General features: G+C 68.1%; 7 protein-coding genes. 3 read left to right on the forward strand and 4 right to left on the reverse strand.

The features are described 5' to 3' along the window. Window positions 1–46: 46 nt before the first annotated feature. Genes IPT68_RS30925 through IPT68_RS30940 form a run of 4 tightly spaced genes read right to left on the reverse strand, consistent with a single transcriptional unit; the run spans window position 47 to window position 8,719 of the window. Window positions 47–3,229 carry a type I restriction endonuclease subunit R gene (locus IPT68_RS30925; protein ID WP_189698152.1) on the reverse strand — a complete coding sequence of 1,061 codons (3,183 nt, stop codon included), beginning with the start codon at window positions 3,227–3,229 and terminating at the stop codon, window positions 47–49. Next, window positions 3,226–4,527: a restriction endonuclease subunit S gene (locus tag IPT68_RS30930; RefSeq protein WP_189698151.1), complete on the reverse strand. Its 1,302-nt coding sequence runs from the start codon at window positions 4,525–4,527 to the stop codon at window positions 3,226–3,228. Before IPT68_RS30930 ends, IPT68_RS30925 begins: the two co-directional genes overlap by 4 nt. Next, window positions 4,524–6,515: a type I restriction-modification system subunit M gene (locus IPT68_RS30935; protein WP_189698150.1), complete on the reverse strand. Its 1,992-nt coding sequence runs from the start codon at window positions 6,513–6,515 to the stop codon at window positions 4,524–4,526. Before IPT68_RS30935 ends, IPT68_RS30930 begins: the two co-directional genes overlap by 4 nt. Continuing rightward, window positions 6,512–8,719 carry an N-6 DNA methylase gene (locus IPT68_RS30940; RefSeq protein WP_228040040.1) on the reverse strand — a complete coding sequence of 736 codons (2,208 nt, stop codon included), beginning with the start codon at window positions 8,717–8,719 and terminating at the stop codon, window positions 6,512–6,514. The genes IPT68_RS30935 and IPT68_RS30940 overlap by 4 nt, the downstream gene beginning before the upstream one ends. 309 nt (window positions 8,720–9,028) lie before the next feature. On the opposite strand from IPT68_RS30940, the gene IPT68_RS30945 reads away from it, so the two are divergent. From IPT68_RS30945 to IPT68_RS30955, 3 genes are all read left to right on the forward strand, one after another. After that, window positions 9,029–9,856: a hypothetical protein gene (locus IPT68_RS30945; RefSeq protein ID WP_189698148.1), complete on the forward strand. Its 828-nt coding sequence runs from the start codon at window positions 9,029–9,031 to the stop codon at window positions 9,854–9,856. Window positions 9,857–10,034: 178 nt separating this feature from the next. Further along, window positions 10,035–11,657: an RNase H family protein gene (locus IPT68_RS30950; RefSeq protein ID WP_189698147.1), complete on the forward strand. Its 1,623-nt coding sequence runs from the start codon at window positions 10,035–10,037 to the stop codon at window positions 11,655–11,657. A gap of 155 nt (window positions 11,658–11,812) precedes the next feature. After that, entirely contained in the window at window positions 11,813–12,856 is a 1,044-nt protein-coding gene (locus tag IPT68_RS30955; protein ID WP_228040043.1) for a DUF3644 domain-containing protein, read from the forward strand. The last annotated feature ends 311 nt before the right edge of the window (window positions 12,857–13,167 follow it).

Here is a 13,167-nt window from a genome sequence, read left to right on the forward strand (position 1 = left end):
GCGTCCGGGGCACCGGCACCGAGTGGGCGCCGGGCTCCAGCCGCTGTCAGAAATCGTCCAGCCCCTCCTCCCGGCGGATCATGCGCCAGGCCGCGCGGCGCGCACTGCGGTCCAGGTTGGACTTGAAGTCCCGGTCCGCGCCGAAGTACCGCTTGCCGAGGGTGTCGATCGTGGAGACATGGTCCATCATGTTCTCCTCGAACTTCTTGTCGAAGACGACGCCGAAGTTCTCCTCGTCGTTGACGAGGGCGGCGGCCCGGACCTTCGGGTCCTTCTTCGTCGCGTTGAAGGCCGGGAGGACGTCCTCCTCGGTGAACTCCGTGCCGAACTTCGCGTTGAACTTCTCGATCAGCTCGGACAGCAGCGACTTCTCGGCGTCCCTGCCGCCGCCGACCCCGTCGCCGAACCCCTTCAGTTCGGCAGCGCCTTCGGGAAGCAGGGACTTGTCGTGCTCGCCGGTCTTCTCGACGCGCAGGTGGCTGAGGTCGACCTCGCCTATGTCGACGCCACCGTCGGCGAGGCGGGGCAGCCGGTTGAGCAGGTAACGCCCGTACAGGTACAGGCGCTCCAGGTCGGCGTCCTGGTAGGGGACGATCTGCGCGAGGAAGCCGTACTTGCGGACGTAGTCGTTGAGGTGGGCCCGGAACTCCTCGGCGGCCTCTACGTCGTCCTCCTCCTCGCTCTCCAGGAGAGTGCTGAAACGGGTGACGGCGGGGGAGAGGAGCCGGTACAGGTCGGCGTGCAGCTTCTCCCACTTGGCCTGGGAGCCGCCGGCCTTCTCCTGCGCCTCGAAGTACGCGGCGACGAACTCGTCCATGTCCTGCTCCGAGATGATCGGCGCGGACATGACCCGGCTCTGGGCCGTGTAGAGGAGGTTCGGGTCGGAGGGCAGGGTGTGCGCCTCCTCGAAGTACGGGCGGAAGGCGTCCTGGATGTCCTCGGCATCGTTGACGAAGTCCAGGACGGCGAGGTCGGCCTGCGACTTACGGTCGGCGGTGCGGTTGAGGCGCGAGAGCGTCTGCACGGCGGCGATGCCGGTCAGCGTCTTGTTGACGTACATCGTCGTGAGGAGCGGCTGGTCGAAGCCGGTCTGGTACTTCTCCGCGACGACCAGGATTCGGTACTCCTGCTGCCCCTTGCCGCCGGCCTTCGCGGCCTTGTCGTCGGCGCGGGTGTAGCCGAACGCCTTGGGCAGCGCGCTCTCCGGCAGACCGCCGTTCTCCTTGCTCTCGGTGGTCTCCTCACCGTCGATGGTGAGGGAGCCGGAGAAGGCGGCCAGGACGCCGAGGTCCGGGTACTTGGTGTCGTACTCGCGGTCGGCGATGTAGCTGCGGATGGCGCGGGCCATCTGCACGGCGGAGTGGCGGGACGCCGTGACGACCATGGCCTTGGCCCGCCCACCGAGCCGGCCGCGGGTGTGGGCGACGAAGTGCTCGACGATCACCTGGGCGTGCTGGGACACCGTGTGCTCGTGCATGAGCGCGAACCGGGCGAGCAGGCTGTTCGCCTTGGAGGGGTCGACCTCCTTCTCGTCGTGGTTGAGGTTCGCGAGCTTCCAGTAGGTGTTGTAGGTGACGTAGTTGCGCAGGGGGTCGAGGATGAAGCCCTCCTCGATGGCCTGGCGCATGGAGTAGGTGTGGAAGGGGCGGTAGACGGTCTTGCCGTTCTCCACGCCTTCTGTGCCGAAGAGTTCGAGCGTTTTCGACTTGGGAGTGGCCGTGAAGGCGAAGTAGGAGAGGTTGGCGGCCTGGGAACGCTCGACCGCCTTCGCCTTCAGCTTGTCGTCCACGGTGACCTTGGTCGTACCCTCGTCGTCCGAGTCGGCGTCCAGACCGAGGTCACGCAGGGCCGACTTCACGGCGGTGGCGGCGTCGCCGGACTGGGAGGAGTGCGCCTCGTCCACGATGATCGCGAAGCGGGTGCCCTTGATCTCGGTCGGGTTGCGCTTGATGTAGTCCAGCAGCGCGGGGAACGAGTGCAGGGTGACCGTGACGATCTTCCCGGTGTCCCGGGAGAGGGCACGAGCCAGTTGCTCACTCTTCGCCCCGTGCTTCTCGTCGATCTTCACGACCAGGCCGTCGGTCTGCGAGAAGCTGCCGACGGTCGCCGAGAGTTGGGCGTCCAGTGCGCGCCGGTCGGTGATGACGATGACCTTGTCAAAGACCGGTTCGCCGGGCTTGATGCGGCCGTCGGCGAGGGCGTCGGGTCGAAGAACGTGCGGATCGCGGCGGGCGTGCAGGTCGCTGAGGCGGTGGGCCAGCCAGCCGATGGTGTTCGACTTGCCGGAGCCGGCGGAGGCCATGACCAGGTAGTTCTGGCCGGCGCCGTGCACGGACGCGTGCGCGGTGAGCTTCCGGACCACGTCCCACTGGTGGAAGCGGGGGAAGATCGTCGACTTGGTGGTGCCGCCGCCGGGCGTCTTGTGCTTCTGCTGGTGCACGAAACGCTGGAGGAGGTCCAGCCAGTTGTCCCGCTGCCAGACCTCTTCCCAGAGGTAGGACGTGGCGTACTTGCCGTGGGCGGTCGGCGCCGGATTGCCGGCCCCGCCGGGCTGACCGGGGCCGTTCGAGCCGGTGTTGAATGGCAGGAACCGGGTGCTCTTGCCGCGCAGCTGGGTGGTGACGAAGACCAGGTCCGGGTCGACCGCGAAGTTCGCGATGACGCGGCGCGTGAAGATCAGCTCGGTCGGGTCGCGGTCGGTCCGGTACTGCTCTTTGGCCTGCTCGACGCCCTGACCGGTGAGCGGGTTCTTCAGCTCGGCGGTGGCGAGCGGGATGCCGTTGAGGAACAGGGTCAGGTCGAGCTCGTGGCCCCAGTCGGCCTGCTTGGTGGCGTAACGCAGTTCCCGGACGACGGTGAGGCGGTTGGCCCGGTAGCCGTCGCGAACGGAGTCGGCGGAGATGAGGTTGGGCTTGAAGTAGGCGACACGGAGACGGACGCCTCGGTCCTTGACGCCGTTGCGGAGGACGTGGAGGAGGCCGTCATCGGCGATGGCCCGGTCGAGGCGCTGGGCAAAGCCGCGCTCGGCCTCGTCGGAGTTGCCGCCGTAGACGGTGAGGAGCTCGCTCCACTCGTCGGGTTGGGTCTCGCGGACGAACTCGTACAGCTCGTCGGTGTCGAGCCCGAGATCGGCCTTGTAGGCCTCGGGGCTGACCTCCCGCCAGCCCCGTTCGCACAGGGCGGCCACAATGGCGGACCCGAAGGAGGACTCGCCGTGCACGGGGCTCATACGGTTACTCCTTCGATTACGTTGCGGCCGCTGGCGGTGAAAACGTCAAATTGGCCGGTTACGGCGGCGGTGATGAGGGCTTGGCGGCGTTCGCTGAGCAAAGAAGCCTGATGCTGAATTTTGCTGAGGACGCGGTTCTGGGCTTCCAAGGCCGCATTCAAGCGGTCCACTCGGTATTGTTGCTCGGCCAAATTCGGAACAGGGGCCACGAAGGAGAGGGCCTGCGCTGCACTGATGACCTCCTGTGCAGCTCCGTACTGGGACAGCTGCACCTGGCCCTGTCCTGCCGGTGAATTGATGAAAGCCGACAGGAACTGAGGCAGCATTGCTTGGCCGCGCCGTAGGATCAGGACGGATGCACAGTTCGCTCCGTCGTATTCTTCGGTCACCACGGCGGCCCGTCCTGGAGAGCCGGCACGGACTACCAGGACGTCACCACTATAGACGCGTGACCGGCCCAGCTCCTCATTGCTGTCTGACGACATGAACTTCATGCCATGAGGATCAATCCATCCAGACCGCACGTTGAATCCATGGATGAAGGGAACGCCGTCTTCCTCGAAGTACGTTGACGGGTTAATGACGACGCCTACGTTCACTGCAGGAATGACCCGACGCAGAGGCAGTACGGGCCAAGAGCGAGACACGGTGCCCACAAGGGGGTGCCGAACCGAGTCGGGTCCACTCAACGAGACACACTCGGCCAATGCGGCAGTGCGGCGCTCGTCCAGCAGTTCCATCTGTTCACGCCGCTTGGCCCTGAGCCTGTCGATATGGGAAGTCTCGGCATCGAGGAAGTGTGCGATGCGACGCTGCTCTTCCTGTGGGGGAATCGGTATTTCCAATGACGCCAGCTTCTCGCCTGTCAGATGTCGGATCGTAGCCTTGTTGCACAAGACGTCAAGCCAGTCGCTACCGTGCAAAGCTTGTAGCACGTACCAGAAGTAGCGCGTGCTCGAGCCGTCGATAGGTCGTGCTCGGTGTACGGATTTTTCGAAAATGAAACCGTCCGGTCCGTCGTAGATAGCTGATCGCCCAACGTCGCCACCTTCACAAATCAGCAGGTCGCCGGTCCGAACTGCCAAATCGCGACGTTCGGCTGGTGTTGCCCACATGCGGATTTCCTGACTGAGCTGCACTCCGTGCCACTGGACAGAAATGGATTTGAAGTAGGGAACCTCGACATCCGTCGAATTGGACGGCGATGCCTGGAACATCTTGCCGAGCGTGATCTTGAAGGCGTGCCTTGCAGCTCCGACAGGATGACGAACTTGGCCGAGCCATGGGATCGTCGTCATTCCGTCACCTCGCTCAACAGTCCCTGAATCTCCGCCTCCAGCGCCTTCAGCTCCGCGTCGATCTCCGCAAGCGGCCGAGGCGGCTCGTATACGTAGAAGTGCCGCGTAAACGGAATCTCGTATCCGATCTTCGTCTTGCTGTGGTCGATCCGCGCGTCCGGCACGTGCGGGTGGACCTCCCGCTTCAGGTACTCCTCGACGTCTTCACCCAACGGCACGTTCTCGTACTCCCGGAGCTCCGCGTCCGGCTCGGGCTGCCCTTTGATGAGCTGGACCTCACCCTCCGGATCACGTACCCCGATCGCGTCGCGCAGGGCCTTGTTGAAGGGCGCACCTGTGGGCCATGTCGAGCCAGCCGTGACCACCGCGTCCTTCAGGGCGAGCCAGGCCTCCTGCTTCGTACCCCAACTGCTGCCCATCAGGGTCTTGAAGGCGTCTGCCAGCACCGGAGCCTGCGGCAGCTTCTGGATCGCCTTCGACGCCTCCAGCGCGGCCAGCGCCTCCTCCGTCACCTCGAACCGCAGCTTCAGCGGCCGCTCCACCGTGATCCGCTGGTACCCGAAGTCCTCGTTCCAGAAGACCTTCACCTTGCCGTGCAGCGGGTGCTCCGCGTCCCCCGCCACCGCAAGGGCCTCGCCGTACAGTTTGACCACCGTGGCGATGTGGTCCGCGCCCAGCTGCTTGCGCTTGTCGCCGAGCGACTTGCGCATCTTCTCCCACTGGTCCCGGGCGTCCAGCAGCACGACCTTGCCCTTGTGGTCCGGGCTCTTGCGGTTGGTCAGGATCCAGAAGTACGTCGAGATGCCGGTGTTGTAGAAGAGCTGGTCCGGCAGGGCGACGATGCCTTCCAGCCAGTCGTTCTCCAGGATCCAGCGGCGGATCTCCGACTCGCCCGAGCCGGCCGCGCCCGTGAAGAGGGGCGAGCCGTTGAAGACGATGGCGATCCGCGAACCGCCCCCGCCGTTCACGTCGACCGGCTTCATCTTGTCGATCATGTGCTGGAGGAACAGCAGCGAGCCGTCGTTGATCCGCGGCAGGCCCGCGCCGAAACGGCCGGCGTCGCCGAGCTGCCTGTGCTCGGCCTCGACCTCGTCCTTGACCTTCTTCCACTCCACGCCGAACGGCGGGTTGGCCAGCATGTAGTCGAAGGTCTTGCGCTTGTGGCCGTCGTCGGAGAAGGAGTTGCCGAACGCGATGTTCTCTGGGTCCTGGCCCTTGATCATGAGGTCGGACCGGCAGATCGCCCACGACTCGGGGTTGAGCTCCTGCCCGTACACCTCCACCGTTGCGTCCGGGTTGAGCTCCGTGATCAGGTCGTCCATCGCGGAGAGCATGCCGCCCGTGCCGCACGCGGGGTCGAGGACCGTGCGCACCGCGCCCGGAAGTTGGAGCGCGTCGCCGTCGGGGGCGACGAGCAGCCGCACCATGAGCTGGATGACCTCGCGCGGCGTGAAGTGCTCACCGGCTGTCTCGTTGGACTGCTCGGAGAAGCGGCGGATCAACTCTTCGAAGATGTAGCCCATGTTGTGGTTGGGCACGATCTCGGGACGCAGGTCCAGGTCGGTGAACTTGCCGATGACCTGGTAGAGCAGCCCCGCGCTGTCGAGCCGCTTGATCTGCTGGGCGAACTCGAAGCGGTCCAGGACGCCGCGGGCGTTGTCGGAGAACGCCCCGACGTACACCGCGAGGTTCTTGGCCGCGTTCTGCGGGTCCGCAGCGATTTTCTTGAGGGTCAGGCTGGACCTGTTGTAGAAGGCGTGGCCCGAGGCCCGCCGCAGGAAGCGGTCCGGGTCGATCCCGCTGTCCTTGTGCTGTTCCGCGATCTCCGCGACCTTCTCGCGGGTCGGTTCCAGCACGCACTCCAGTCGCCGCAGCACCGTGAACGGCAGGATGACCTTGCCGTAGTCGGACTGCTTGTAGTCCCCCCGCAGGAGGTCGGCGACAGACCATGCGTGGTTCGCCAACTCCGTGTGCTTGATGCTGTTCAAGACTTCTTCCGCTTCCCTTCAAGGGCCGGTACGGATGACGTGGAGCGCGGCGGGAGGGTGGGGTCCTCGTCCATCCGCATCAGAAGTGAGTGGAGCTCGACAGTCTCGGGTTCGCTCGGGACGAGCTGCCCGCCCGTGAGGCCGTCGGCCACGAGCCGTGCCGTCTCCTCGGCCAACTCCTCGGCTCGGCGGGACTGTTCGCGCAGTGCGGCAACATGCCGGAAAGCCTCCCCGTACCGTCGCTGTTCCTCCAGCGGCAGCAAGGGAACGCGCAGCCGGCCCGGGCTGAGGTGCAGTGTGGAGCTGCCGGTGGAGGCGCCGGTCAGGTTGGCCTCCGAGCCGAGGAAGCCGTAAAGGAACCATGGGTCGAGCCGCGCCGGGTCGGGCCGGAAGAGGTGAACGCCCGAACCGAGCAGTACGCCCGCCTCGTCCTCGCCCGCGACGCGCGCGACGGGGCCCCGGCCGCCGATCAGGCCACGCACCAACACGTCGCCCGCGGCAATCTCAGGCACCTGGTCAGCTGCCTGCCCCTCCTCGATCCGCCCCGTCGGCCCGCTTCCGCTGGCGATGTCGCCGCCGGTGAGGGCAGGTCGGCTCGTCCCGCTACTCGCCTCCGGATCGCCCTCGCTGTCCGCTTGCCTTGGCGACGCGGGGGCTGTTCGCAGGACCTTCAGCGCGCCGCCCCGGGCTAGGTCGGACACCGTGGCCGAACGCCACTGCCGGGGCGAGGCGCCCGCGGCGTCCCACCGCTCTGTGCCGGCCAGCCGTGCGACCGACCGTGCCGCATCCGTCAGCGCCTCCCGGGCCGCGACGTCCTGGTCGGCCAGCTCCCGCGGGTCCAGGTCCGCCTGGGATGCACGCACCTGCCGGGCCGGGGTCACGTCGACGACCTCGTCGAGCAGGTCGACCACGCTCACCGCCCGCGCCACACCGGCCTGCGCCTCGAACCCGTCCGGATCCTCGGCGTACGCCGTCCATGCGGAGACGATCTGCTCGGTCACCCGCGCCCAGTCCACCGCACCGGCACGGCTCCCGCCGCGCCCCGGAGCCGTGGGCTCGCCCGCCGTGTCGACGAAGAGCACCGTCTGGTACGCCGGCCGGGTCGGCTCCGGCCGTTGCAGCACCCACACCTGCAGGCCGATGTGCAGCGGGATCGCCGCCCCCGGTGGCAGGGCCGCCACCGCCCGCAGTGCGCCGCTGCGGATCAGCTCGGCGCGGATGCGGCGGCCGGAGGAGCGGGACGCCGTGGCCGGCGGGAGGAGCAGCACGGCGTGGCCGCCCGGTTCGAGGTGGGCCAACGCGTGCTGTACCCAAGCCAGTTCGGACTCGGCACGGGGCGGGAAGCCGTACGCCCAGCGCGAGTCGTAGGCCAGTTCGTCGTGGCCCCAGTCCCGGTCGCCGTAGGGCGGGTTGCACAGCACGGCGTCGACGGTGAGGTCCGGGAAGGCGTCGGCGCGCAGGCTGTCGCCCGTGCGCACGGTGACGTCCGCGTTCTCCCCGGCCGTCAGGGTCAGGCCGACCGCGGTGCGCCGAGCCTGAACCGGAAGGCTGTCCTGCCCGTACAGCTCGCGCGCGCCGCGCGCGGCGGCGGCCGTCAGAAGGGTGCCGCTGCCGCAGGCGGGGTCGAGAGCCCGGGCCGGAGAGTCCAGAATCAGGCGGGCCATCAGGTCGGCGAGCGGGGCCGGCGTCCGGTAGGCGCCGCTGGCGGCGCTGTCCTCCAGCTCCCTCTCCGCCAGTACGCCCAGCGCCGTCTGCGCGCCCTCGTCGCGGACGCAGAGCAGCAGGGCGCGCAGGATCGCCGTGTCGGCGGCGGTGAACTGGACGGGTTGCGTGTCCGGCACCACGTCCGCGACCCCGGCCGCTGCGTCGTTCGCCTGCTTCACCAGGTCGTCGTCGGGCAGCGCGAGCAGACCGGTGAGGTCGTCCGCGAGGCGGCGGGCCGCTGCCAGGACCAGCAGGAGCAGGTCGGACGCGCCGGCACCGGCCGGCTCGCGGAGGCGCAGGGTCGTGCGCAGCTCCCCGCTGGGCGTGGCCGCCGTGTGCTGTCCGCGTGAGGCGAGCCAGGCGCGGACCTCCTCCAGGTCGTACAGCGGGCTGCTGTCCGTGCCGCCCGAGGGTGCCGGGAAGTCCTCGTGCCGGCGGCGCCAGTTGCTGACGGTGGCGCGCGTGACGCCCGCGATGCGGGAGATCTCGGCGGCTGTCACCTGGGCGGATGGTGCGGGTGGCTGCGGCATGGGTGAGTCCTGGCTCCGATGGTCGGCGTGGTCACACCCTACAGCACGAGTCAACTCCCGCAAGCTGTTGGACAATGCTTTCACGGTCGTGCTTACATGTAGTCGCTTCCGGCGGAGAGTGGCCCTCTACGGCGTGAAGCGTCACGTCCCTTGCCGCAGCCATGTCCCTGAGCGCCCAGCCCTTCGTGCCGCCCCGCCCTCTCTCTTGGCGGGATGCCGGGCGACGTGCGACGCCTCGGAACCAGGCAACGGCCGATCGACCACCACCACGGGGAACCCATGCGTCTGACCATGCCGAGCGGCACCCCGGAAGGAATCCCGCTCACCGTCATGCCGTTCCGCGAGGACGCGGTCATCGGCACCATGTCCCTCGTGACGCTGGTACGCCTCGTGCCGTCACCGCGTCAGGAGGAGGACCCGCGCGCCCTCGAAGCCGCGCAGCCGTCAGCCGGGAGGAAGCCGTCGTGGTGCGGAGCGCGGCTCACCCATGGCGCCTCGACGCTCCTCGCACTGATCGCGGTGCCCCTGGCCCGTGCGCGCAGGACCGTCCTCGCCGTTGCCGCGACGGCCGTGGGCTGCTCCCTGTGCGCCTGCTCCACCACCGGCGGCACCCAGACCGACACCGCGCCGCCTGCGGCCACCGTCAGCGCCTCACAGGACACCCAGAGCGCCGAGGGTGCGCAGGACACCCAGGACGACTCCGACAGTGACACCTTCACCGTCGCGCTGGACAAGACCGCCACGTGGAACAACGGCGTCAAGGCGCACCTGAGCGGCTTCAGCCGAGGCACCTCCGGCGAGTACGCCAGCCCGTCCGGCAAGGCCTACCTGGCCTTCTCCGTCACCATGCAGAACGGCTCCAAGTCCACGATCGACCTGAGCATGGTCAGCCTGTCCTGCCCGGACGGCGCCGAGGAGATCTTCGACACGGACGCGGGCTTCAGCGGTACGCCGGACACGCACCTGCTGCCGGGCAAGTCGCAGACCTGGAAGGCGGCCTGCGTGTTCCCCAAGACGGCCAGGAGCGCCCAGATCGAGATCACACCGACCGACACCTCCGGCTCCGGCTGGTACCGCACGGCCATCTTCACCGGCCAGGTGCAGTAGCCCGGACCGCGGACGGGACCCGGCTGGGTGCCGTCCGCGTCTCCGCACGGCGGCGGCTCACGCTTCCGCCGGCATCGGGTGCACCCCGATGCCGGGCCCACGGGCCCGCCCGCATCCACACCCGACCACACACCCTGTGCGGCCCCGCTCACCACCACCCGCGACCTGGAAGGCCATCGTGACGATCACTGAGCGCACAGAGCTGATCCGTCGCTTCGCCGACGACTTCACCGCCCTGCAGGAGGCCGTCCTCGCCCGCATGAACGGGATCTGCGCTCCGGAGATCGCCGCGGCCCTGGAACACGCCTCGCTCGCCGGTCCCATCACCATCGCTCTCGCCCACGCCGACGTCCTCGCTCGCGGGGCCGTCCGGCGCGCGGAACTCTCGGCTCAACCCCCCGAGCGGCTGCGACGGTTGCGCGCACACGCGCGCAGGGTGCGACAGGCCCGGTCGCAGGCGGAGGCCGTGTGCAAGGAGCAGCGTGCCCGCTGCCTCGTCGGCCGCTCCCGGCCGGTGGACATGCTGGAGCTGAGGGTGGCGCGCATGGCATCCCCGGCGTCCTTCGCCGAGGCCCTGCGGCAGGAACTCCGCGCCAGGGGACTGCCGGACGGCACACCGCAGGCGCCGGAGAGCGACCTCGCCCAGTGGGTCTGGGACCGGAAAGCGGCAGGCGGCGAACCGCCGGCACCGGTACGTGAACTGCGTGACTGCGACGACGACGCCTTCGTCCAGGCCCTCCTGCGCGATGCCCGGGAGGAAGAGAACCCGTACCTCCCGCACGACGCGGTGGTCGAACGGTGGAGCCGCCACGCCCGTGCCGCGCTGGCCTGGGGCCGCTACGCGATCGGCCAGGCCGAACGGGACGTACTCGCCTGTGCCCCTTCCGTACGGCGCACCCGACTCGACGCTCTGGACGACGCCTACCAGGACACCGCGGTTCTCGCTGCCCGCTCCCGTGAAGCCCTGCTCCGGGTCACGGAACTCCACGACCGGATGTGGGCCTGCGTGACCACGGGGCCTTTCGCGGAGCTCATCGCGCAGTGTCGCGCCGCGGCTCTGGCGCGCTTCGCCGACGCCGAGCCCGAGTTGTGGCACGGCGTGCGTGAGCTGACCGTGAGGCACCAGGCGCACTGCCCCGAACAGGCGGACGGCTGTCCGCGCTGTCACCGCGCTCTCGCCGCCCTCCTCACCGACGTCCATCCTGCCGACACGGGCGAGGACGGCGACGGCGAACATCCGACGGCAACGGTTCCGGCCGACGTGGATCGCTACGCCGTGCTCGCCGACCTTCCCGACACCGCCGTCGTGGCCGTCGCCGACGCCGCCGTCGGTGACGAGTCCGCACTGTGCGGCTACGGCTGGGCTGCCGAAGACGGGACCACCGGATACGGCGACTCCCTGGCCTCGAGCAGTGGCGAAGCCGAAGTCATCGGTATCTGCGCGGCCGCCCTCAGCCTCCTCGAGCACCACGAGGACGCACCCGTGGTCCTCCTGTGCGACAGCGTCGAGGCAGTCGACTCGACCCTGCGCTCCGCGGACCCGACCGTCGCCCACCGCACGCTTCTCTTCCCGGAGAGCCGGCAGTTGATGGACCGTCTGCTGCGCCACCGCCACCGCGTCCAGGTCCGCTGGCTCAAAGGCCACATCGGACACGACCTCAACGAAACCGCCGACGCCTTCGCCCGCCTCGCCCTCCGCCGCGCCACCGGCCGAATCCCTCCTTCCGCCGCCCGGAAGGAGGAGGTGCGGATCCTGCGCTCGCTCGGCTCCGGGGCCGGTCCCCTCTCGGCCGCTGCCTGAGCCCATGGCCCGAGGCGGACAGCCGCAGGTGACGCGGGGCAGCCCACATCACGCCGTCTGCGGACAGCCCTACCACCCTGCGAACCGATCTCCCCATCCCCGGACGAAAGTGAGCGACGCTCTTCATGGCCCATCCCCGGTGGCACCACATCCTTATGGAGTCCCAGCGTCACGCCCTCAAGGCGCTCGACGAATGGAACTGCTCCAGCGGCGACTACAGCGACTTCCTCACCCACATGCACAAGGCCTGGCACTACCTGCTCCACGCGGAATTCCACAAGGCCGAGATCGACTACCACTACCGGGATCCCAAGACCGCCCGCCACCAGATGATCGACGGCGAATCCAAGGCCTGGGACCTCGAGAAGTGCCTGAAGGAGCGTTTTCCCGACAGCGGCGACACGGTGCGCCTCAACGCGGAGCTCTTCGTCGCCCTGCGCAACAAGGTGGAACACCGCTACGAGCACAACCTGAGAATCGTCACGGGCGGCAGGGCGCAGGCCTACGTGATCAACTACGAGCAGGAGATGACCAGCCACTTCGGCGCCGGCTACAGCCTCGCCGACCGGCTTCGCTTCCCGCTCTCCGTCCATGCGCTGACCGCAGACGGATACGAGGAGATGCGGAAGGCCGCGAGGGAGCTGCCCAGGAAGACCCGTGACCTGGTGGCCAGGTACGAGGCGGGCATCGATCCGTCCGTCCTCGACGACCCCAGGTACGACTACCGCGTACGGCTGGTGCCCATCACCGGCTCCAAGACTGACGCCGACCTGGCGATCAACTTCGTCAAGCTCGACGACCTGAGCGAGGACGAGCGACGCATCATGGTCCAGGCCGGGCGCAAGGGAACCGTCATCACCCGGGACCGCCATGTCGAGGTGGCGGACCTGAACAGGATGCGCCCGACGCAGGTCGCCGCGCGCATCGAGGAGCAACTGCCCTTCCGCTTCGGCGCATCCAGAGAACACGCGGAGATGTGGAAGCGGCTGGGGATCCGTCCGGTCAAGGGCACCGACAACCCTTATGCCACCGTCGCCAGGTACTGCTCGTACAACGAAGCCTTCGACCAATACGTCTACACCCAAGCATGGATAAGAAGGATCCTAAAGGAGATCGGGACGGTCGAAAAGTACCGCGCGTTCTTCGGCAGGGAGCCGCGCATGAAGACGGGGGCCGTCGCGTCGGGGGACGCGGCGTAGAGGGCGTCGTGTGCCAGAAGCCGGGCGGATTGGACGGCAAACGCCGGGGCGATCGCCGCTGGGTGTGCAGGCGACCGGCGTCACCGTCGTTCAACGCGCGTGCCCAGAGCGCACCTTTCGGTACCAGAACGATTGACGACCTCCACATTTCAATCACATCATCTACACAGGCAACCTTTGCTTGCGGGGTGCATCGATTTCTATGTCGGGGCAGTCGCGGTACCCCTGCGATCACTGTGGGTGCGTAACTGGCGGTGATGCTCTGGCCATCTCTTTCGGGTGCTTTTGCGAGCACTGCCGTTCTTCTGGAA

Origin of the sequence: Streptomyces chromofuscus (assembly GCF_015160875.1) — a bacterium.
GTDB classification, from domain to species: domain Bacteria; phylum Actinomycetota; class Actinomycetes; order Streptomycetales; family Streptomycetaceae; genus Streptomyces; species Streptomyces chromofuscus.

What these genes read in the sequence shown, in the direction of transcription:
- IPT68_RS30930 (WP_189698151.1), bottom strand. Translation starts at nt 4,527, where the DNA reads ATGACGACGATCCCATGGCTCGGCCAAGTTCGTCATCCTGTCGGAGCT.
- IPT68_RS30945 (WP_189698148.1), top strand. Translation starts at nt 9,029, where the DNA reads ATGCGTCTGACCATGCCGAGCGGCACCCCGGAAGGAATCCCGCTCACC.
- IPT68_RS30955 (WP_228040043.1), top strand. Translation starts at nt 11,813, where the DNA reads ATGGAGTCCCAGCGTCACGCCCTCAAGGCGCTCGACGAATGGAACTGC.
- IPT68_RS30925 (WP_189698152.1), bottom strand. Translation starts at nt 3,229, where the DNA reads ATGAGCCCCGTGCACGGCGAGTCCTCCTTCGGGTCCGCCATTGTGGCC.